The sequence below is a fragment of the Singulisphaera rosea genome (assembly GCF_054877945.1).
This window is the reverse complement of record NZ_JBTYIP020000011.1, coordinates 158366-182113: the sequence shown is the minus strand read 5'-3', so window position 1 is coordinate 182113 and position 23748 is coordinate 158366. Positions and strand designations below refer to the sequence as shown.

Below are 23748 nucleotides of genomic sequence, written 5' to 3'. Positions count from 1 at the left end.
CTTCATATCCGAGTTTCTGGCACATTCGACGCCTTCTTCTCGCCCGGGACAGTGATCGGATCCCAGCGGTGATTTGAAGTCGACACCGTCTCATCGTGCCAGTCTTGATAGACTACGGGCATTGACACATCAACGCGGGCCGCCCGTTATCTGGACCGTAGACTCGACCCCCTCGCCTCGACACTCAATCCCGAAGCGGCACGGAGTATCATCGAACATAAGATGGATCCTGAGATCGAAGCTCGGGTCTTGGTTCTTGCCGAGCGAGCCGACGAGGGGCAACCCACCTCCGCGGAACGTGATGAGTAACTGAGCTACGTCGAGGCGGCCGACATGCTCGCTATCTCCAAGCCCAAAGCAAAACGTTGCCTCGAAACCAGCGGTTGATAGGCTTCGGTCCTTCACCGTGGCAGCCGCGGGTCGTCGACGAAACAGAGCCTCGGCTCATTCCTCGACATCGTCCCTACCATCTCCGGCGAATTCCTCGCTCAGGATACCAGCGATGTCGCGTGCTCCATGCAAGATCCGAAGGACTTCGATGCCGCCGGGTATTTCTCGATAGAAGACGAGGAAGTCGCGGAATCGAGAGATGGGAAAGTACCTTAGGCCGATATACATCGGCTCATCTGGTTCATAGATTGTGGCTATGCCCGGCATGCGAGCCAATCGACTGAAGGTCGCTTCCGCTTGGGCCAAGAACCGGCGGGCGGACTGAAGACTCCCTTGACTGGCGTCGTAGTAAAAGCTGTTGACCAAGTCAACGCGTGCAGTTCGGTGCGTATAGACAACGGCGCTCATCGGGGGCCTTTTTCGGCGGCCAGCCTTGCGAGGGCTTCACCCTCGATTGAGTCCCAATCCTCTCGCGTCATCGGCGTCGCGGGTCCACTCTCGAAAGCCTCGCGGAACTTCGCCTCAAGCTCTTTCTTCGCCTTCCGTCTCTGGGCTTCGCGGATAAGATGACGTAGATACTCACTCGCGGAAGCATATCCTTCGTGGACGAGTTGGGCTTCGATGAACGCCTTCATCTCGTCAGGCAGGGAAATATTCATGGTCGTCACGGAATGATCCTCCTACCCCCGAAATCTAGCATGAATGGCAAGAATTACCAAGTGACGACCGGACGCATTGGGCGGCCGTACATTCGTGTCATGACGTGACGTCGATAGCTCGTGTGACCGACAACCCGCCACTGTCGTCATCGGTGGCTCTCGACCATTCCCCCCATCCTTTGGAGAGGAACTGCACTCCATAATGACTCAGAACACATTGTGACACTTTTACATCACGCTAGGGTCGGACGGCCGTGGCCAGGCCATCGGGCCTCCCACCGATATCGAGGCGACCAGACATTTCCAAGGCCTTGAGATCGATAACCGCGACATAATTTTCGGTGGTACATGAGACGAACGCGCGTTGGCCGTCGGCGTCCATCAGCATGGCTACACCTCGGCCGATCTTCAGTCGTTTGGTTTCCTGGCGTGAGCCGGCGTCGTAGTCGACGAGCTCGCCGGTGCGTACGCTCACGATCGGGACGCGACGGCCGTCGGGGGTGACTTTGAGGCGGTGGGCACCGAGGATTTTGGCGTCGACGGTGGTCGTCACTTTCTTGGGCATGACGTCGACGATCGAGAGCGGCCCGTCCGGGCTGGCGGTCCACAACTCGCGGCCGTCGGGCGAGACGTCGAAGCTTTCGCGGCTTTCGCCACGGGGATGAGGGTCTGGATCCAATCCATGTGGGCCTTGGCCCCCGGGGGCATGACACCCGAAGGGGGAAGCGGGGGCGGCGGGAGGACGTTCTCGAAGATGCTGACGGTGTCGGAGTCGCTGTTCGTCGTGTAGATCCGCTTGCCGTCCGGGGTGACGGAAAGCATGTGCGTGCGGTCCTGGCCGGTACCCATGACCCAATCGACGCGGCCCGCCTCGGGGTCGAAGCGGGCGAGGGCCTTCGCCCCCTGGGCGGTGAACCAGAGCTTCCCGCCGACGAAGGCCAGCCCGTGCGGGCCGATCATGGGGCCGGTGTCGATGCTCGGTAGGGCTTTTTGTCCCACGAGGTCGAGGACGTTGATCTCGTGGATGAATCCGCCGCCGGTGTTCGAGACATACGCCGTCTTTCCGCCCGGGGTCGCGATCACTTCATGGGAGTCCTGCCCGACGGGGAGGCGGGCGACGATCGCGAGGTTCGACGGGTCCACGATCGCCAGCGTGTGGTCGACCTTCGACAGCATGAGGAATGAGCGTGCCGGCGTGGGTTGTGCTGCATTCCCGGGCCGGGCGGAGAGGAGGACTCCCTGGGCCATGACGAGTACGAGGATGACGTCTCCCACCGATTTTCGTCGCATCATATCTTTCTATCCCTTCGCGTTCGGGTAACCCGCGTAGCTCATGTAACGAAATCGGTGCCTGAACGGGGTCGTGCCGAGGTACTCTCTGCGGAGTCGGGTTTGGCATCCGACGCATGAACCTCGATTCGCAGCCGGTTCTTTTCCTGTAATGCGTGTGGAGATCGCCTGTCCTCAGCGACGTGTGGCATGGTCATTCGGTCGTCTCTCGAATGCGGCGACATCGCCAAGGAAGGGCTCGAGTCCGTCCGCGACGTCGAGTCGGCGCGTCGCACGGGGGATTGTAGCGCCAGGGCTCCACGCTCGGGGGGCGCGAAACCATAAATTCCCGTTCATCAACGGTTCTCCCAGGGCCGCGATTCGTCGGAGGAATCGGCCTCCGAGACGACCATCGTCACCGCATATAAAATCCGCTTTATCTCGCAGGCTCGCCTCCCTCCGGCCGGCTCGGCATGGTGTAATGGGAGACGTCGGCAACCTACCGAACCGAACAGAGCCGACGACAGGCACGCGCGAGGGGATGCGAATGGGACAACGGGTCTTACTCGTCGAAGACGACGCGAGCCTCGCGCGGTCGATCGTCGACGGGTTGTCGGACGAGGGGTTCGCCGTCTCGCAGGTCGGCGACGGCGGCTCGGCCCGCCTGGCGTTACGAGCGTCCGAGTGGGACCTCGTCATCCTCGACTGGTGGCTCCCCGGCCCGGACGGGCTCGAAGTGCTGAAGCGCCATCGCCGCGAGGGGGGGACGACCCCGGTGCTCTTCCTCACGGCACGCGACGCGGTCAGCGACCGGGTGCGCGGGCTCGACGGCGGTGCCGACGACTACCTCTGCAAGCCCTTCGCCTTCGAGGAGCTCCTCGCTCGGGTCCGCGCCCTCGTGAGACGTCGGCGTGCGGTCGAGGTCCTGACGCTCTCCTACCAGGACGTCCACATCGACCTCGCGGCCCAGAGGGCCGAGCGGGCCGGTCATCCCCTGAACCTGACCTCCAAGGAGTTGGCGCTCCTCGTCTTCTTCCTCACGCACCCCGAGGAGGTCCTCTCGAGGACGAGGATCTACGGCCACGTCTGGGGCGAAGACTACGACTTCGTCTCGAACACCCTCGAAGTCCACATCATGGAGATCCGACGCGCCCTGGAGGCGATAGGGCCTCGACTGATCCAGACCGTGCGAGGCCGGGGCTACATGCTCGCCAACCCGGATCCTCGAGGGGCCGAGGACCACCCATGAGCCTGGTCTCGCGCGTCTCGATCGCCTTCCTCGTGGCCCTGGCCCTGGCCCTGGGCGGATTCTCGGTCACGCTCTACTACCTCACCAACCTCCGCTTGCGGCTCGCCGTCGATCAAGAGCTCGAGGCGACTCTGGATCAGTTCGCTGACCATCCCCGTTTCGAAAGCGGTCGGGTCACTTGGGCCTTGTTCGACGAATTCGGCCGACGGATCGAGGGCCCGCGCGAAGCGGGGCGGCCGATGGTCCTCGACGGCCGCAACCTCGCCCCCCTGGCGGTGGACGTCGCGACGACGATCAAGGGCCCCGACGGCCTCCGCTGGCGTGTACTCGCGCGAAAATTCGGCGGAGGCCGGCGCCCACACGGCCCGCCCGAGACCAAGGGGGGCCGATTTCGCCACGGTCCGCCGCCTCGGGATGAACGTCGAGGCCCGACCCCCGTCCTGGCCGCCTGGGCCTCGCTCGAGCCGGTGGAGGCCGACATCCGCTCCCTCGCGGCGATTCTGCCGCTGATCTCGGCGGGGCTCTGGGTCCTGGCCGCGGCGATCGGCCGGTATTTCGGCAAGCGGGCTCTTGCTCCGCTGACGAACATGGCCGAGTCGGCCCGCACCATGCCCTTCGACGACGCCCGGCTCCCCAGCCCGGGGACGGGCGACGAGCTCGAAGACTTCGCTCGTAGCTTCAACGGGCTCCTCGAACGCATGCACGTCGCCCTGGAGCGTCAGCGCCAGTTCACCGGCCAGGCGTCGCACCAGCTCCGGACCCCGCTGGCGGCCCTGATCGCCGCGATCGAAGTCGCCCGACGACGCCCCCGCACCGTCTCCGAGCACGAGGTCGTCCTCGAGCGACTCAACGGCGACGCGATCCGCCTCTGGCGGGTCGTCGAGGCGCTCCTGTTCCTCGCCAGGGCCGACGCCGAGGCCGAGCTGCCCAACCTCGAGCAGCTCGACCTGGCGGCCTGGGCCGCCGACCACATCCATACCTGGTCAGACCACGTGCGAGCGGCCGACTTGCAATTCACCTCGACCGAAGGCGATCTCCCCTGGACTCGGGCGCACTTGCCGTTGCTCAGCCAGCTCCTCGACAACCTGCTCGAGAACGCCTGCAAATACAGTCTGCCCGGCTCGCCGGTCGTCGTCCGTGCGTGGCCCGAGCCGGATTCCGTGGCGCTCTCGGTGGAAGACCGCGGCTCCGGCATCGCGCCCGACGACCTTTCGCGCGTCTTCGAACCGTTCTTCCGCACGGAATCCGCTCGCCGAGAAGGCCACGCCGGGGTAGGGCTCGGGCTGGCGGTCGCCCGTCGCATCGCCGCCACGCACGGCGGCACGATCACCGCGGAGAGCGAACCCGGCCGAGGGATCCGGTTCGTGCTCCGCCTTCCCCGCTCCCCGGCCCCGTCGCTCGTCCCGACCACGGGATGAGCCCCGAGCCCGAAGCGTTCCGTGCACTCTGGCTCACAGCGTCTCGAGCCATCGCCTCATCTCGCCGGGCTCCTCGCCGAACATCAGCGATCCGGGCACGATCCAGTCGGCCCCGGCGGCCTTGAGGGAGGGGACGCTCTGTCGGCGGATCCCGCCGTCGACCTCGATCTCGGTCGACAACCCCCTCGCGTCGATCAACTCGCGGGCCTTGCGGACCTTGTCGGGGATGCTCGGGTCGAGCGAGGCCCCCTTGATGCCGACGTTCGTGCCGAAGATCGTCACGAGGTCGAGTGTGTCCCAGAAGGGCTCGAGTTGCTCGAGGTCCTCGTCGATCTTGAGCGAGATGCCCGCGAATTTGCCCCGAGACTTGATCTCCACGAGCACTCGAGCAAGGTCCAGGGTCGAGTCCTGGCAAACGATGAACCCGTCGGCCCCCGCGTCCGAGAACGGCCCGACCCACGCGAGCGGGTCCGCCGTCATGAGATGGACTTCGAGAGGCAGCGACGTCTTTTTCCGAATCGCCGCCACGAGGTCGGGGAAGAACAGGAGCGTCGGGACATAGTGGCCGTCGGCGACGTCCAGGTGGAACCGCTCGGAGTACGGCTCGACGCGCCGGATGTCCGAGGCGAGGCCCGTCAGGTCGGCCGACCAGAGAGATGTCGAGCATTTCAACACGACGTTAGACTCGCAGAAATGGGCGGGCGGGGAGGATTCACCACAAAGGACACAAAGGGGGGACCCGAAAACAAACAAATCCAATTTAGTTCATTTTTCAAATCTTACCTTTGTGTCCGTCGTGGTGAATCCTCCCCATCGACACCCAAGTGTCTCAGCTCACTTCTTCATGCCTTCGATGCTCACGTTCACCCAGACATCGTCGCCGATCGGGCCGACATTCTTGGACATGCCGAACTCGGTCTGCTTGAGGGTGAAGGTCGCGTCGATGCCGGCGATGGCCGCGCCGGTGGGGCCTTTGCCGGCGCCCACGGGGGTGATCTTGACCTTGAGCGGCTTGGTCACGCCGTGGAGTTTGATCTCGCCCGAGACGTCGTAGCCGTCCGAGGCCTTGGCGACGGACTTGCTCTTGAAGATGACGGTCGGGAACTGGACGGCGTTGAAGAAGTCGGGGCTCTTCAGGTGCTGGTCGCGCTTGGCGTTGCCGGTGTCGATGCTGGCGACCTTGATCTGGAAGTCGAACAGGCTCGCCGACGGGTTGGCCTCGTCGAGCGAGAACGTGCCCGTGATGTCGTTGAAACGACCCCAGGCGTGGCTGGTGTTCATGTGCTTGACGCGGAAGACCACCGAGGAGTGGACCGTGTCGACCGTGAAGGTGTCCGACGCAGTCGCGGACGAAGGGGTGGCCCACGAGGCCAGGGTCATCGCAACGGCCAACGCGGAAGTTCGGAGCGTCATTCAGTCCCTCGCTTTTGAAGTACCGGAACCGGAACGGAACACACGACGTGTTCGACGGAGCGGCGGGCGACGGGGGCGTACCCGTCCTCGGCTCGTCCTCTCGTCGCCCGACCGCGCCGAGATTACCAGCGCCGGCTTCCCTCGGGCCAGCCCCTGGGGTCCAGCACGACCCTTGGGGTGTGGAGTCGCCGCATCCGGACACGACGGCCACACCGCTGGTCAGGTCTCTGCGACAACAGGTTTTGCGTCAATCAAGAGGCATCGATATCGAGCGGTTCCCCGATTCCGAACCCGGGCAGTCTCTTGCCGGGTCTACGGTTCGGTGAAGGTGTCACGACGGTCTGTGAAAGAGACCGATCACCCCGGCAAGCCGCCTCGGACGACCCTCGAACGGCCTCTGCGGACCTGAGGGCACCTGGACGGTCCTCTCGTTGGCCCGCCCGCCGATGGGGGCTTTGTCTTTGTTCGCCGCCCTCCGGCGGAAGTCTCCGATGAACACGTCCCGGCCGGGTTGCGGCGTCAGGGTATCCGACGCCCCGTCGTCGAAGACCGTGCCGTCGTGTGAAAGCCACGTCGCCCGAAGCTCGCGCACCCGGTGTCGGTAAGACGTGGGCGAGGCCCACATCGCGAGGACCTGGTCGAGGGCGGCGAGGTTGTCGTCGTACGCCGTGGACCCGCCGATCAGGAGATCCTGGCCCCTGCCGCCGATCAGCTTGTCTCGGCCGAGGCCACCGATCAGGAGGTTCCGGCCGTTCCGCCCCTTCAGCCAATCGTCGCCGTCTCCGCCGACAAGGATGCTGTTTCCGCCCACACTGCTCAGGATGTCGTTGCCGGGCCCTCCGAAGACGACGGTGGGGATCGCGAGGTTTCGGTTCCGGGCGCCGCCTCGGGCCCTGACACCGGGACGAGAGCTTGTGTCGAGGTGGACCTTGTCGTTGCCCTCGAAGGCGACGACGACGATCCGTGCGATGTCGGCCCGGCGGAAGGTCTGTTGGACCTTCCGGCCAACGGCCCCACCCGTCGCGTTCAACGTGGCCTCGACCGTCACGAACTTGCCGTTCTTGGCCGACACCGTGATGTCATCCGGCCCCTTGCTGCCGTAGACGTAAAGCACGCCGTCGACCAGTACGATCCCGGAGACCACCGCCTTCGTCGTGACCGTCTGAGAGACGGCGGAGTCGCTATCCACCGCATCCACGGTGACGTTGTAGATGCCCCCCGCGGCATAGGTATGGGTCGCGTTGAAGGTCTTCGTCACAGGGTCGACGGCGAACGTCTGGAGGGCCGAGCCGTCGCCCCAGTTGACCCGGACGACCTGGGTATCCTTGCCGGGGTCGGAGACCGTCCCGGTGATGCGGACAATGCCATCGACGGACGGATTGGCCTCGGGATCGCCGTGGTCGGACACCAGCGAGGTGACGGTCGGAGCGACGTTGAGCACCGTCAGCTTGGCCGACGCGATGTCCACCGCGCCATATTCGTCGGTCACCCGCACGCGGGCGGTGAAAGTGGCCGGCCCGTCGTCGATCCCGAGCGCCTGCAACTCGCTCCGGCTTAGCGTGGGCCGGGCACCGGCCGCGTCGGTGTAGATACCGTCGCCGTTCAGGTCCCAGGCGTACGTCAGGGTACTCGCCGGTTGGTTGGGGTCCGTCGTCGCGGTCGCGTCGAGGCTCAGGCCGTCTCCCTCGTTGATTCGGTAAGGGCCACCGGCAACCGCCACCGGCACGGGGTTCAGCACCTCCAGGAGCTTCCGAGCGGTCACCTGACCGCCGTCGTCGTCGGCAACCACCAGCTTCATTTTATAGGACCCGGGCTGTTCGGCGATAAATCCGGCCGACGGGCCCGAGAGGGTGAAGGAGGTGCCGTCGGGACGCATAATCGTCCACGTGTATGTCAGCGGGTCGCGAGCTCCGGCCGGGTCGGACGCCTGGGCCTGAAGGCTGACCGGAGACCGGACCAAGAGCTGGTCGGGCCAGCTCAGGCTCGTGAGGACCGGGTTGAGGTTGGCGACCACCCCGGCCGCGGAGGCGATGTTCGAGTCGCCGAAGTCGTCGGTCACACGCACGCGGGCGGTGAAGTTGGAAGGTCCGTCGTCGATCCCGAGTGCCTGCAACTGGGCCCAGGTCAGCGTGGGCGTGGCTCCCGTCGCGTCGGTGTAGACCCCGTCGCCGTTCAGGTCCCACTCGTACTTCAACGTCGTGGACGATTGATTGAGATCCGTCGTCGACGTCGCGTCGAGGGTCAGGGAACTACCTTCGTTGATCGCGTAGGGGCCGCCCGCCCGCGCGACCGGCGGGGCGTTGGGGACGGCCAGGAGCTTCTGGGCGGTCACCTGACCGCCGTCGCCGTCGGTCACGACCAGCTTCAGACCATAGGACCCGATCTGGTCGGCATTGAATCCGGCCGACGGGCCCGAGAGATCGAATGAGGTGCCGTCGGGGCGAGTCACCGTCCATGTGTACGTCAGCAGGTCGTGTGCTCCGGCCGGATCAGAGGCCTGGGCCTGGAGACTGACCGAGGAGCCCACCAACACGCGGTCGGGCCAGCTCAAACTCGCCAGGACGGGGTCGAGGTTGGTGACGGCGAGGGTCCTCCCCGGAGCCGTCGCCTCGCCGTTGTCGTTGCTGACCTCGAGTGAGACGGTGTAAAGACCATCGTCCGGAGCGGTGAAAGTTACCTCTCGACCGACCAGAGTGGTGGCCGACTGCCCGGCCGGGGTGATCGTCCAGGTATAGACGAGCGAACCGCCTCCCAGGGCGTCGGTAGCGACGGCGCTCAGGGTGACCGGTGAACCCTCCTGGCCGGTCGTCGGCACGTTCAACTGAGTGATGGTGATCGGTGTCGCCTTCACATTCACCGTGGCGGGAGCGGACGCTACCCGACCGCCATCGCCGTCGGTCACGACCAAGTCGACGGTATACGAGCCAGGAGCGTTCGGGGTGAAGCTCGTCGTTCGGCCGTTGAGGTTCGAGGCTGGCCCCGTCGTCGGCGTGATCGTCCAGGAGTAGACCAGGTCCGACTGATCGCCAGGGACGTCCGTCGCCTCGGCCGAGAGGTCAACAGCGTGGCCGACATATCCGACGGTCGGGACGGTGACGGATCGAAGTGTCGGGTCGAGGTTCGCCACCGTGACGCTGGCCGTTCGGAAGGCCGAACCACCGTCGCCATCGCTCAGATCGACGCGGATCTGATAGGTGCCACTGTCATCGGCGGGGAAGCTCACCGACGAGCCGAGCCGGGTCACGGCGGCGCCGGCCGGGGTGGTGATCGTCCAGGTGTAGGTCAGGTCAGCCCGGTCGGCCGGCACGTCGTCTCCCGAGACGCTCAAGGCGACCGTGTCGCCCTCGACGAGGGGGCCGGCCGGCACCACGATCGCACCGAGGGTCGGGTCCACGTTCGCCACGATGATGGGGGCCAGGTCGCGGGTGGCCAAGCCGCCGTCGTCGTCCCGCACTGTCAGACTCACCTGGTAGGTGCCGTCGTCCCCGGGCGTGAAGGTGGCGTTGTTCCCATAGACAAACGACTTCACCCCGTCAGGGGCGGTCAGCGTCCAGATCGCGGACAACGGATCTGACACCCCCGCCGGGTCGCTGGCCGTCGCGACGAGTTGCAGGCCGACGCCTTCGGTCCCGCTGGTCGGCGCGAGGACGCTCTCGATCGTCGGGTTCAGGTTGGCGACCGTCACCTTCACCGGGTTGGAGGTCGTGGACTGATTCTCGTCATCGGTGACCGTCACCGACACGAGGTAGATCCCGTTGTCGGGGAACGTGAACGGCACACTCGCCCCGAGAAGTGTGGAGACGCTCCCGCCTGGGCCGAGGACCTTCCAGGCGTAGCGAAGGCCGGCATCGGTGCCGTCGTTGTCCTGCCCCGCGACGGAGAAGGTGACGGTGTCCGCCTCGTCGGCCGAGGTCGGCACTTGCAAGGAGTTGGGGACGATCTCCGGGGCCAACGAGGCCACGGCAATCGACGCCGAGCGGGTGGCCGAACCGCCGTCGCCGTCGCCCACCGTGAGCTCGATGCCGTACGATCCGCCGTTGGGGACGAAGTTGACCGTCGGGCCGTCGAGCGTGACGACGACGCCGGTCTGGATGTTCGTCACCTTCCAGCGGTACGAGAGCGGATCATCGGCTCCTGCCGGGTCGCTCGCGGCCGCGGTCAGGGTGATCGACTGCCCCTCGGTCCCCGTCGTCGGGACGTTGAACGTGTTGATGCTCGGCGGGAGGTTTGCGACCGTGACTTCGGCCGACTGGCTCGCCGTAGTCCCGTCGTCGTCGGTGAGCGTCAGGGTGATACGGTAGAGCCCGTTGTCCGGCGCGACGAAGTCGAACGAACCGGGGTAGGCCCGGACCTGGCCGAGCAGCTCTGCGGGAAGGTCGGGGAACAACCCTGCGGGGTCGTCGGGCAGCACCGTCCCGTCCGGGCCCACCGTTCCCGTAAACGTTTGCGAATATCCGTTCGGCCCGCTGACGGACCAGGCGAACGTGAGCGTGTCGCTCCCCTGGACCGGGCCGGCGGCCAGGGCACGGAAGTGCAGTGTCCCGCCCTCGGCGCCCGGTGACGGATCCACGGTCAGCGAGAAGATCCGCGGCCCGACATCGGCCGCGGTGACGCTCAGCGGAGTCGACGGGTCGGCAAACGTCCCGTCGCTGTTCGTCAGGCTGGTCACGGCAACCTGGTAACTGCCGGCGTCGGTGTAGAAGTGCTGGGGCTTGAGTTCGGTCCCCTTCACGACCGACGTCGTTCCGTCGCCCCAGTTCACGACGTAGCCGGCGACCGTCTCGTTACCCGGATCGGTGATCTGGACGTTGAGGATCAGCGGATGCGTCGGGTCGCCCTCGACGGGCCCCGGCGACGATTGGCTCAAGGTGACGACCGGGGCGACGTCGAGGGCCGTCACGGTCAGCGTGTTGGCGGCCGAGAATACGTCTCCGGAAACGTCCTGGGCCACGGCGGAGATCACGTAGGCACCGTCGGCCGCATAGACGTGAGTCACGTTGGGTTGGCCGTTGTTGACCGTCTGAACGGCACTGCCGTCTCCCCAGTTGATCGCCCAGTTCGCGATGGCCGGGAGGCCAGTCGCCGCGCTGCCGAGCGTGAGGGTGTAGCTCGCCCCCTCGAGGACCGTGGCCGGCCCGCTCAGGGTGGGAGGAGCGGCGACGGTGAGCGCCTTCGTCACCGGGCCATACGTGCCATCCTCGTCCGTCGCGCGGACGCTGATCGTACGGGCGACGGCCGTGGCATAAAGGTGAGTGGCCGTAGCCGGGGTGCCGTTGAACGTCTCGACCGGAGAGCCATCGCCCCAGTCCACCGTCCAGGTGCGGACGGTATCGACGCCCGGGTCGCTGGACGACAGGCCAAGGGTGTAGAGCGACCCGACCGCCACCGTCCCGGCCCCGGAGAGCGAAAGCGTCGGAGCGGTATTGGTCACCGACAACGTGGCGACGTCGGTGTTTGTGTAGGTCTGGTCGCCGAACGTCGTGGTGACCTTCAAGGATAGGGTATAGGAGCCGTTGTCGTTGATCCCGGCCGCGACGAGGTCACTCCAGGAGAGGGCCGAGGGAGTTGCGCCGGTGACGACGCGGTTGCCGACGGTCCACACGTAGGAGACGACCGTGTGCCCGGACGGGATGAGGGTGGTCGTGCCGTCGAGGCTCAGCGAGCCCCCTTCGGCGATCGTGTAAGGTCCGCCGGCGTCGGCGAGTGGGCTCGCGAGAATGTTGAGTTGCTCAATCGTGGCATACGTTACACCGAAGGTCGCACCGTTGACGTTCACCGAACCGGCACCCGGCTGCGGAGCACCCGGGCTGACGGTCTGTCCATGGGCGTCGAAGGTCAGCGTATCGCCCGCGTTCGGCGCATCGCCGTTCGCCGTCACCTGCGACCCGAGCCTCGCCCCGTCCACCAGGATCTGATCGGCTCCGTCCCCACCGTTGACCGTGGTGACGGCCCCCACGCCGGTGCCGTAGACTCGGATCGCATCAGCGCCATCACCACCGTTGATCGTCGTCGTCGAGTTGTTGCCGGTACTCAGCAGATCGAACGTGTCGGCGTCGTCGCCGAGGTCCACCGTGGTGGCCTCGCCGTCCGCGGTGCTGCGCAAGGTGACGTAATCGGCGCCTCCCCCGGTGTTGAGCGTGAACGGCACCGCAACATCGCCGGCATTCACGACATCGCCACCGTCCCCCGACTGCACGGTCAGGCTCTCCACGCCGTTGAACGACACGTCATAAGTACGCGGCGTCGGCGTGTCGACGGCGATGTCGAGGACGGACACGCCGCCGGCCCCGAACTCAGAGCCGGCGCTGGAGACATACAGTTTGCCGCCGACGACGTCGAGGTCGCTGACGCCGTCGATCCCGGTCATCCCCGAGGATCCGTCGCGCAACTGTTGCAGGACGGTCAACGCACCCGTCGAAGGGTCGCGGCCGAAGACGCCCATGGTGTCGACGTCGCCGGCAACGAAGACATACTTGCCATCACCGCTGACGACGACGTGGACGGCCCCGCCAATGCCCTGGACGCCGGCACTGCCATCGCGGAGCGACTGGACGAAGGTAAAGGCTCCGGTCGCCGGCGTGCGCCGGAAGACGACGACGGAGGAGTCCGACTGGCTGGTCACGTAAAGCGACGTCCCGTCCGGGCTGAGGGCGACGGAGACCGGGTTGGACATCTGCGTCACGCCACCGTCACCGTTGCTCGAGACGCCCAGGACCGAGAGGGTGGCGTCCTCGGAGAGCCAGAATAGTTTCCCGGTGCCGGCGCTGGCGACGTAGAGTTGGCCATCGGCGCTGGACACCAGGCTCGACGGCCCGACCAGGCCGGCGTCGGTGAACGTCGACGAGAAGCTCAACAGGCCGGTGTTGGCGTCGCGAGAGAAGACCGCGATGGCGTTGTCGTCGAAGCCGACGACGTACACCTGTGTGCCGTCGGGCCGCACCGCGAGCGACCTCGCCCCGGCGAGGCCATCGACGCCGTCGACGCCGTCGGACAACACCTGGAGCAGCGTCAGCATGCCGGAGCCCGAATCTCGGCCATAGACGAGGACCGAGTCTTCGGACGGGTTGGTGACGTAGACGTTCTTTCCGTCGGGGCTGACGACGACCGACGCTCCATCGGTCACGCCGGCCGGGATCACCTGCGTCGCGGCCCCCAGGGCCCGGGTGACCGCATCGACATCGGCGACGGTGAGGACGCCGAACTTCGTGCTGATCGAATAGGCGTGGCGGCCGTCGGGGCTGAAGGCGGTCTGGACGTCGTCGCGCCGGGTCGTGGCCGTCGTCGTCACGAATTGCCACTGGCCGTTGCTGACCGCGAGTTGTCCGTCCTGAGTGATCCACCCGTTGGCGAGGCTGGCCCCATAGTAATGCTGGCCGTCGGGGCTGTATTGCAAGTCCGCCAGAGAATTCACGCCGGGCACATCGACCGGCCGCGCATTGAAGAGCGCCCCGTTGAAGAAGCGGTCGAACGCGACGACCGGGGTGATGGTCGGCGTGGGGAAGCTCACATCATAGACGGTGTAGGTGAAAGTGTAGTTGATGAACTGAACACCAAAGCCGTTCGCGGTGGTCAGGGTCACCTGGTACGTCCCGGGAGCGGTATTGGTGCCAACAGCGAAGGGGGCGCCGACCGGGACATTTTGCGTGACGTCCTCTTCCTGGACGACGATCGTGACGTCCGAAGTGAGGACCCTGTTGTAGTAGTTCGTCAGATCAACGGTCGCCCCCGCTCCGGCGCCGTCCTCCGGCCCCGTGTAGATACGCTCGCCATTGACATTGATGAAAGGCTCGTCGCCGGAAGCATCGTCGTTCGGGTTGTTGACGTGGAAGCTGTCGAGTCGCAGGTACCTCGTCGGCGGAAGCGTGGGGACGCTGTTGACGTCGAACGATGCGACGACCTGGCTCCCGTTCGGGTTGGCGGCGACCGCCGTGGAGTTCGCCGGCTGGATGAAGCTGGGCAGGGCTGCCGTCGTCACCAGATCCAGCGAAAAATCGGTATACGTAAACGTATCAACCCCGCCGACCCGGCTGGCGTAGAACGTGTTGTTCGACCCGACCGCCACGTCCGAGTAGACGCCGGAGGCGTGAAACGCCCGAGCCGCCGCACCGCTATCGGGCGCGAACAGCTCGCCGCCGTCGAGCAGGTGGATCGAATCCAGGCCGTTGCCGCCCGCGGCAAACAGTGTCCGGCCGTCGGCACTGATGGCGAGGGCGAGATATCCGTTGGTCCCGAAGGACATCTGGTCGGCGAACGTGAGCGCCCCTGTGTCGGTGTCGCGATCGAACCGCACCACCTGGTCGCCGGCGGTGGCGTACACATTCGTGCCGTCCGGCGAGACCGCCAGCGCGGTGACGCTCGGGCCTACCATGTTGGCGCCGCGATACACGAGTCGGCCGGTCGCCGGGATGCGTTCAAAGGTGACGACCGAGCCCGAAAGGCTGGCGACGTAGACGTTCTTACCGTCGGGGCTGACGACGACGGAATCGGCACCGAACAGCCCCTGCATCACGGCGGGGGTGGCCTGGAGCATCTGCACGAACGTCAGCGAGCCGGTCGAGGCGTCGTGGCGGAACACGGTCACCGCACTGTCCTGCAGGCCGGTGGCGTAGAGGAAATTGCCGTCGGGGCTGAACGCGATGCTGTTGACTCCCGCGAGCCCCGTGACCTGCGTGATGTAGTTAAACCCGTCGAAGGTACGGATGTTGTTGAACGAGAGGACGTTGGCCCCCTCCGCGATCTGCACCCGCGCCCCGTCCACATTGATGTTCTGCAGAGCGGGGACGGTGTCTTCCACCGTCAGACTGTCCTGGAGGGACCCGCCCCCGTTGAAGACCGTCGGGGTATCGATGGTGTTGAACACCTCGATGGCGCCGACGTAAACGCGGCCGTTGCGATACGCCCAGTCGACGGGCGTCGTCGAGCCCGAGATGTCGCTGACGACGACCTTCCCGACGGTGAAAACAAGGTTGTCGCCGAAAGGCGAGCCGGTCAGGGTGCCGGGGTTGGTGAAGTCGACATAGAGAGCGTCGGCCGAGTTCCTCGCGTCCGTCGGGTCGTTGACCGTCGTCTTGCCGCCGACCGCGCGGACGTGGAGCTCGTCGGAACCTCCGCCGCTATTGATCTGGGTCAGGGTGGGGCCGGCAGGCGTACCGTTGACGGTGAAGATGTCGCTGCCATCGCCGAGGTTGACGTCGATCGACTCGAACCCGCTGTAAGTGACATCCACGAACCCGCTGAACTGCGTCGCCGTCATCGCCCCGACGCGAGGGACCGAAGAGCCGGTCTGGTCGATCACCAGCCGGTCGCCGCTCGACCCGGGCGTGTCGGTGTTCGCCGTCGCCGTCAGCGGCCCGGACGTGGACTTGACCGTCAGCACGCTGTCGGCCGGCCCCAGCGCGATGCGGGTCGCGGCGGTGTGGGTGGACTCCACGGTGATCGCCGTGGCGACGGAGGCCTCGACGGCGACCTCCGCCAGCCCGGCGTAGGCCGTCGAGGCGCCGCCGTCACTGACCTCGGTGGAGGTGACAGCGACCGCCGTCGGGTCGCCGGCATCCACGGTGAACACGGCCTTGTCGCTGCCGTCGCCTTCGAAGGTGGCCCCGCCGATCGGCAGCCGGTAGGTGTCGGCGCCGGCCCCGCCGGCGAGTTGGATCTTGATTTGATCGCCGGTCGATCGGCCGGCGACCGTCATCGTGTCGTCGCCCCCCAGCCCCTCGACCCGCAACCGGTCGAGGCTGGCGGTGATCCCCTGGAGCGTCACCGTCGCCGCCCCGGCGCGGGTGACGCGCACCAGGTTGCCGCCGGTGTCGATGCCGAACGAGTCGCTCGCACTCGTCCCCTCCACGATGGCGGTGTCGGCCGCGCCGTCGTCGCGGGCGCCGACGGTCGTGGTGGTTCCGGTGCCGCTTTGGTCGCCCTCGATGCTGCCGAGGTCGAGTGCCACGGTCGTGACGGACGTCCCCGTCAGGTCGTTGACGGTGACCGTGTCGGCCCCGCCTCGGGCGTTGGCGGCGAGCGTCTCGAAGCCGGCCCCCACGACGCTGTCGTTCGACCCTCCCGAGAACTGGGCCCGCACATCGGCGCCACTCGCGTCGACGCGGATCGTCTCGGCCGCGTCGGTGCCGTTCACGGTGAGCGTGTCCGCGTCGGCTCCGCCGTCGATCGTGGTGGGCTGGCCCTCGCCGACGTTCCAGGTGATGCGGTCCATCCCCGCGCCGCCGAGCAGGACATCCTGCCCGCCGCCGCCGAAGAGGTAATCGTTGCCGCCCTCCCCTTCCAGGCGGTCGTTGCCGGGTCCCCCGATCAGAACGTCGTTACCCTCGCCGCCGCGGAACGTGACCGCGGCGGTCGACTCGTTGATGAACAGATCGTTGCCCGCACCGCCGTCGATCACGATCGGCACGCCCGGGACGACCGGCTTTCGCGAGTTGACGATGACGCGGAACTCGTCGTCGCCGTCGCCGAAGTCGGCATTGACGGAGGTGACGTTGTGGAAGAGTTGGGATGAGCCGAAGGCCCGAAGGATGATGTCCTCGCCGGGTCCGCCCTGGCTCGCCCCGAGCGACTGGAGCGTATACGCCTCGTCGACGTCGGCGACGCCGTTCTTCTTGCCGACGTTGCGGTTCACCCCGCCGGCGCCGACGTTGAGCGTCAGCACGCCGTTGGCAACCTGGCCGAGCCGCGGGTCGGGGCGGGTGCCGAGCAGGACGTAGCCGAGCGTAAAGTCGACGTCGTACGTGATCCCCAAGATGGTGACATCGGCCATCGCGGTGGCCTTGCCGCTCCCGCCGTCGTAACTGATACCGATTCCGGCCCCCACCAGGGTAATGCCGGCCGCCCTCACCTCGCCGGAGGCGCTGCCGCCGAAATTCAGCGTCATGACGCCGTTCGAATCGGGTTGGTAGCTGGCGGCCAACGCGACGTTCGCACGGATGCCCCAGTCGTCGGTGCCCAGCAAGATTTTGCCGTTGAGGTCGACGTCGAACATCCCGCGCGAGTCGAAGTAGCCGCTGGCGTTGACCTTCGCCAGGCCGAACAAGTCGGCCGAGAAGCTGCCGGCGACTCGGAAAAACGGATCATTGGTAATGGGGTCGAAGCCGCCGCTGATACTGGCGTCGCCGGTGAGGGTGATCACGCTCAGCAACTGGAGTTGCAGGTCCTTGAGCGCGATCTCGCCGAACCCTCGGCGGGTGTCGATCGAGAGCGACAACTGGGCGCTCGCCGTGAAGATGCCGGAGACGCCGAACGGGATGGGATCCCCATTCGCCGCGGTGCCGCCGGCCGTCAGTGCGGTGTCGAGCACGAGGCCGGGATTGGCCCCGTAATAGATACCGGCGGTCCCATCGACGCGGAGCACGCTCGCGTCGAAGAACTGGAGCCCGGCGTGGATCTCCATCCGGAGCGCATCCGCCCCGACGAGCAGGCTGAAGGTCCCGCCCAGGGCGAAGCCGGCGATATCGACGTTGCCCGCGATATACAACACGCCCGAGTGGGCCGGGAGAGGTTGATCGTCGAACTTCGGGTTCTGGAATTCGATCGTGGACGCGGTCGAGGTCGTGTTCACGCCCAGGTAGACCTCGGCCCCTGCGTTCAGGTCGACGTCCGGGATATCCAGCTCGGCCTGCACGGCGATGTAGCCGACCAGCCCGTCGGAATTGATCCGGAGTCGGCCGGTGGCCTCGCCGTTGAAGAGGCTCCCGGCCCCGGCCAGGTCGAGCGTGGCGTTGGCGGAGACATCCATCTCGAGGACACCGCCGGCCACCAGGACTCGCAAATCCCCCTCGAGTCGGAACGCGTCGGCGATCGTCAGGCTGACGTCGACCAACCCGTCTCCGTCGGGGTCGGTGGTGCCGCCCGGCGGGGTCGTCTCATCCGGGTCGCCGAACTGGAGGACGAAGTAGGCCCCGTCCGGCAGCGCGGTGCCGTCGAGCTGCGTCGCGTGGCCAGGGACGACGACCGACAACGCGCCCTCGGCGACGGGGAGCGGCGGCAGAGACAGGCCGCTGGCGTTCTCACGCTTGTCCTGGATCTTCTGGAGGCGATCCTGGAGCCGGTCCGGGATGGCGTAGGTAAACTCTTGGCCGAGGGTGTTGATCAGCAATTGGGCCGACCCCTGGACCTCGGCGACCCCTTGCAGCCCGGCCATGATGAGCAGGTCGACCCGGCCGACGACCTGCGGTGCGAGCACGGTGCCGTCCACGACCCCGCCGAGGTCGCGCAGGGCCAACACGCCGACCGCGTCCAGGCTCATCAGGTTGAACTCGTCGCCCGCACTCACGCTCACGTCGAGGCGGCCGGCCAGGAACAGATCCAGGTCCACGCCGGAATCACCGCGGACGGTCAGGTCGGTCGCCGCCCGGGTGTTGTCGAGGACCGCGAGCTCGCTGCCGCGGGTGACGACATAGTACGACTTCGTGCCATCGTCGATCTTCCAGCGCGGCCCGGCACCGGCGACGACCAGCGCGCTGACCGTGGCGGCATCGGTCAGGCCCAGGGACTCGATGATCGCATCGGGGATGGTTCCGCCGTTCAACTGTGCGGACGCGGAGCCCGGCAGCACGAGGCGCGGGGCGTCCACCACGATCCGGGCACTGAACGCCCCGTCGAAGCCGATCTGCGCGCCCACGCCGAAGGCCGACTGGCCGAGGCTCAGCGAGCCCTCGCCCTCGAGCACGAGCGAGGTCGGGTCGAGCGTCAGGGTCTCCGGGTCGCGGCCGGGGAGCGTCAGCTCCAGGTCGCGGGACGCGGTGGACGTGTTGAATCCCAGGAGCAGCGAGGCGTCGACGCTGATGCCGGCGTCCTGCAGGAACGAGAGGTCGGGGTTCGCGGTCGTGAAATCCAGCTTCACGGCCCCGATGATCTCGACCGGCCCGTCGCCCTCCCGGGAGATGATCATCCGCCCGGCCGCGCTTACGGCGTCGCTGATGGGGATGAGCCCTTCGATCGACAGGCTGCCGGAGACGTTCAGCTCGACCGAGGTCGCGTCGGGGCTGTTCGCGATTTGCAGGTCCAGCTCGGCCGAGTCGCCGTTCTCCCCGGCATCGCCGCCGAAGACGGCGGTGGCGAAGCTCGTGAGGCCAACCTCGGCGCGGCCCAGGATATTGAACCGGAACGCGGCCGGTGCCACGCCGGTCACCGCCGGATTCGTGAGGTTGCCCGCCGAGTCGAGGAACTCGATCGTCGCCTGTCCTCCGATCGTCACGAGCGACGGACCGCCGTCGGCCGGGGGGAAAGATCCGAGGAAGACGAGTTTGAGCGGATCGGTCGGGTCGGCCTTGTCCACCTGGCTGAGGTCGGCGAACAGGCGCAGGTCGACCGAGACGTTGTCGGCCAGCGTGGCCTTCCCGAGGATCACGAACTTGCCGTCGGTCGAAATGATGATATCCACGTCCGCCCGGAACGAGTGCTCCGAGACGTAGGTGCTGTACAGGGTCGCCCCGGCCTCGATCCGCACGACGGCGTCCGCATCGGCCTTGCCCGTGTCGCCGCCGGTGACGGCGAGACGGTCGCCGCGGACCGTGACGAAGTACTCCGTTTCGCCGTCCCTGATCTTCCACTTGGAAGGGTCCGTGCCCGACCGCTCGATCACCTCGACCGTGGCCCCCGCGTGGAGCAGGAGCTCATGCTCCGCGAACGCGTCGAGCACATCTTGACCGACGACCCCACCCTCGCCGAGCGAGGCGGCCAGGGCATTGTCCTCCGTGATGAAGCGGGTGCTGGTCACGTCGAGCTTGCCGTCCCTCAGCTCGATCAGGTAGGTGGCGGCGAGGTAGTTGACTTGCCAGAGGGTTCCGGGCTCGAGCTCGGTGACTTCGCCGCTCACCTTGTCGTCGGCCACCGGATACCCGGCGTCGTCGAAGGCGGCCGCGAGCGTGCCGTCGGCCGTGACCTCGCCCGTACCCAGCTCGTCGACGATGGCGCCGACGCCCTCGTCGATGACGAAGATCCGGCTGCCGCCGCTGACCTGGTTGACGACCTGCTGCTTGAGCTGCTCCTGCCACTGGGCGGCGGTGAGCGACGTGGTCGGCTGGAAGATCGGGTCGAGCAGCTCGCTCGGCGAGCCCGGCACCGGCAACGGCGTGGCGTTGAAGCTGATGCCGCCCCGGAAGCCGCTGAGCGTGAGCCCGGAGATCGGCTCGAGGACGATCGGCACGTCGGCCCGCAGGTACCCCTGGAGGAACCCGCGATCGCTGAAGCCGATCAGGATCTCGAACCCCTTATCCCCGAGCTGGAACCCGCCGTTGATGCCGGCGTAGAAGACGGTGCTGGCGAAGTTTGTCTCGCCGTCGTCGAGGACGTTGCCCTCGGCGTCGAGCTTGACGATGCCGCCGGTGACCGCCCCCTCGATGCTGCCGGCGAAGAGGTCGCCGGACACGCCGACGGAGAAGCCGTCGAGCCCGACGATCGGGAAATCCCCCTCGGCCAGCCGGTACGGGTCGATCACGATGTTGTCGACGCCGCCGCTGAACGTCAGCGGGCCGATGGTCCCGGTGACGCTGGCGGTCAGCGCGATCGTGAACTGGTCGGGGTGGTCGGCGAATTCGGCCCAGTCGAGCCTCAGCGTGTCGACCTTGAACGGCAGATAAGACGGGAGCTTGAGCTTGGCCGCGGCGTCGTCCCCGAAATCGACGGAGACGGAGAGCGTCGCCGGCCCGGTGACCGTGCCATCGCCGTCGATGACGACGTCGCTCACCTCGCCGTCGAGGGTCAGGTCGGCCGCGGCGATCACCACCGTGGCGGTGGCGGTGCCCATCGACAGGAGAGTGTCGGTGCCGGTCGCCGTCGGGTTGAGCTCGACGTCGCTGGCGCTCAGCGTGACGAGGCTGCCGAGCTCGCCGGTCACCGTCCCAACGCTAAACGTGAAGCGGTTGACCGCCCCTTCCTCGTCGAAGCCGAGCTCGGCCGCGACATCCTCGCCGGTCAGGGTGAACCCGGCCGCCGCCACGGCGATACTCCCGGCCCCGATCTGGAAGCGGTCGAGCGAGACCCCCTCGCTGTCGCTGAACCGGAAGTTGCCCAGCTCGACGAACGGGTTCGTGATCTCAAGGGCGCCGAGGGTGAACGTCTTCTCGACGGTGAGCCGGGCGGCGCCGAAGGCGAAGCCGTCGGTCCGCACGACCAGGCCGGGCAGCTCCTCCGAACCCGTCAGCTCGCCCAGGAGCTTGAGCTTCGGGACCGAGAGCGTGAGGTCCTCGGCGACGAGGATCTCCTGCGAATCGCCGGCCTGGGGATCATAATGGATCGCCACGCCGTTGGCCGTCGCGGTCAGCACGCCGGGCACGTCCAGGACGAACGTGGCGGCGGTGAACACGAAGGCTCCGGACCCGCCGGTGCTCGTGATCGCACCCGTGTCCGGATCGACATCCCCGGTGAGCGAGAACGAGCCCGTCAGGTCTTCGGCGACGGCGCTCATCAGGCCCGACTCGTCCCCTTCGGCCCCCTCCTTGGCGAACGAAAGCGAGGCCGACGCGGCCGACAACCCGAGCTCGACGTTCAGGCCGCCCGTGCCGAAACTCAAGTTCGGGACGACCATGCCGACCTGGTCCAGCGCAATCGGCCCGAGCGCGGCGGAGAACGTCAACTGGCTACCGCCGCCGGACAGGGCCGGTAGCCCATGTCCCGGCAGGAGGGTGAACCCGCTGACCGTGAAACTGTCCTCCACCAAAGCAAACGTCGGGGCGTCGTCGTCGTCCGGTCCGAGCGTGAAGTCCGCGGTGTCGCTCGACAGGGTGACGGCCCTTACCGACCCGGCGTAGAGGGTCAGGTCGACGCCGGCGGCGGCGATGAGCAAGGTGTTCGCGCCTTGGGTGACGGTGAAGTCACCGGCGACGGTAAACACCTGGGAGAGGCCGCCGACGGAGAATGTCCCGAGACCCTGGAGTTGGTCGGTCCCATCGGCGAGCGTCAATTGGTCCGTGCCCAGCGGGGTCGGCACCGCGATGTCGGTAGCCGCGCCCGTGGTATTGACCTCGTAGGAAAAGGCCGACGAAGCCAGTCCCAACCCGGCCAACCCCACGATCGAGAGCCCGACCCCATCGCTGACGTTATCGGTGGTGAGCCGGCCGGCGAGCCCGGTCGGGACGATCGCCAGCGCCCCGCCGGCATCCGACAACTGGATGCCCACCGATTCGCCGAAGGTGACCGAGGCGTTCGACGCGACCAGCCCGACGCCCGCCTGGCCCGCCAGCTCCGCGAAGGTGAAGGTCCCGGTGATTTCCTGCTCACCCGACTCGATGCGCCCTTCGATCGTGGTCGGAACGGCCTGCCCGTCGGGGGCGCCGAAGAAGGTGAAGAGTTGCTCGCTGGCGGAGTCGTTCTGGGCGAAGATCTTGATCGGATCGTCGGACGTCGGATTGATCAGGGCGTACTTCTCGCTCGCCGAATCGACAAGGCTCACGGTCAACCCGCCCGTGAGTAGCACCCGTTCTTCGAGAGACTCGAGGTGGAGTAGGCCTCGGCGGAGGCGGGGGAGTGGCTTCCGTTTCCGGGGGGCGGAACGGCCCATGAGAGTCTCCTCGAAGTGGGTGTATGCACCTGCATGCGAGGGCGGGCACGCCCTGCGTGTGTGCCTCAATTGCTGCGGAGCCGGGAGCACGAAATCGCTGGCGTTCGTCCCGCCTAGTCGTATCCGAAGACGCCTTGCGCGGGACCATCTAGCATAAATTAATTAACTATTTATTTAAAAACTTACACTTAATGAAGACTCGGCCGTGACACGATCCAACCGGCCGCCGATCTCGAAAGCCGAGCCGACGGGGTTTCCTCCCCCCGCGCCGAGACGCGTTCCGACGAGGCGCACCGGGATCGGGCGATCGCCGACCACGAGGAAGAAATCGACGACCGTCACGCCACGGACCCCGTACGCAGGCCCTCGCGGCCGGGGGACGCCCATGGCACCGAATGAGGAGACGACCTTGGGAGCCTCGCACAGAGCACGGCGTCGTGAAGACCTGGCGATCACATCGCCCCATCCCCACCTAACAGAAAACGGCGTGTCCCACGAAACCTTACACCGTTTGGTAAGAAAAGTACAAAAATGTCCCGATTGGGTTCAGATTTTGGCCCCAGACGTTTCTTTTGTAGCCGCAAGCCTTAATAACGTTCCGGGTTCCGGCAAAACAAGCCTGGCCGACCGATCATCCGGAGGTGATTGGTGCGAATGCTGTAGCGCGATCGACGGCGAGACGGAGATCGTGTCCGAACTAATCCCGAACCCCGGATTTCTTGGAACTCGGGTTAGTTCATGGGGCGAGATCGGTATTGTCACACGTCGGATGTGTGGTGTCGCTCCTGCGTAATCTGGGTAGCACCGGTTGGAACAACCGGTGCTACCCTTAAGCCGCCACTTTCA

General features: G+C 66.6%; 9 protein-coding genes. 2 read left to right on the top strand and 7 right to left on the bottom strand.

The features are described from left to right. Positions 1-444 precede the first annotated feature (444 nt). The 4 genes from ACYOEI_RS19825 to ACYOEI_RS19810 form a co-directional block, all read right to left on the bottom strand. A complete protein-coding gene (locus ACYOEI_RS19825; protein WP_462851292.1) occupies positions 445-798 on the bottom strand; it encodes a type II toxin-antitoxin system RelE/ParE family toxin in 354 nt (117 codons plus the stop codon). Beyond that, positions 795-1049 carry a ribbon-helix-helix domain-containing protein gene (locus tag ACYOEI_RS19820; RefSeq protein WP_462851373.1) on the bottom strand — a complete coding sequence of 85 codons (255 nt, stop codon included), beginning with the start codon at positions 1047-1049 and terminating at the stop codon, positions 795-797. Before ACYOEI_RS19820 ends, ACYOEI_RS19825 begins: the two co-directional genes overlap by 4 nt. Positions 1050-1287: 238 nt before the next feature. Beyond that, positions 1288-1614, bottom strand: a complete 327-nt coding sequence (locus ACYOEI_RS19815) for a YncE family protein (RefSeq protein WP_462851291.1) — start codon at positions 1612-1614, stop codon at positions 1288-1290. After that, entirely contained in the window at positions 1599-2342 is a 744-nt protein-coding gene (locus ACYOEI_RS19810) for a YncE family protein (RefSeq protein ID WP_462851290.1), read from the bottom strand. Before ACYOEI_RS19810 ends, ACYOEI_RS19815 begins: the two co-directional genes overlap by 16 nt. Positions 2343-2865: 523 nt before the next feature. Between ACYOEI_RS19810 and ACYOEI_RS19805 the strand changes: the two genes are divergently transcribed. Then, complete coding sequence (locus ACYOEI_RS19805; protein ID WP_462851289.1) at positions 2866-3567, top strand: response regulator transcription factor; 702 nt, start codon at positions 2866-2868, stop codon at positions 3565-3567. After that, positions 3564-4985, top strand: coding sequence for a sensor histidine kinase (locus ACYOEI_RS19800; protein ID WP_462851288.1), 1422 nt, complete (start codon positions 3564-3566; stop codon positions 4983-4985). The genes ACYOEI_RS19805 and ACYOEI_RS19800 overlap by 4 nt, the downstream gene beginning before the upstream one ends. A gap of 33 nt (positions 4986-5018) precedes the next feature. Here ACYOEI_RS19800 and ACYOEI_RS19795 read toward each other — a convergent pair whose 3' ends face one another. From ACYOEI_RS19795 to ACYOEI_RS19785, 3 genes are all read right to left on the bottom strand, one after another. Continuing rightward, a complete protein-coding gene (locus ACYOEI_RS19795; protein ID WP_462851287.1) occupies positions 5019-5660 on the bottom strand; it encodes a ribulose-phosphate 3-epimerase in 642 nt (213 codons plus the stop codon). Between the two features lie 159 nt (positions 5661-5819). Continuing rightward, positions 5820-6398, bottom strand: coding sequence for a YceI family protein (locus ACYOEI_RS19790; RefSeq protein WP_462851286.1), 579 nt, complete (start codon positions 6396-6398; stop codon positions 5820-5822). A gap of 331 nt (positions 6399-6729) precedes the next feature. Further along, complete coding sequence (locus tag ACYOEI_RS19785) at positions 6730-22902, bottom strand: PKD domain-containing protein (protein WP_462851285.1); 16173 nt, start codon at positions 22900-22902, stop codon at positions 6730-6732. Between the last annotated feature and the right edge of the window lie 846 nt (positions 22903-23748).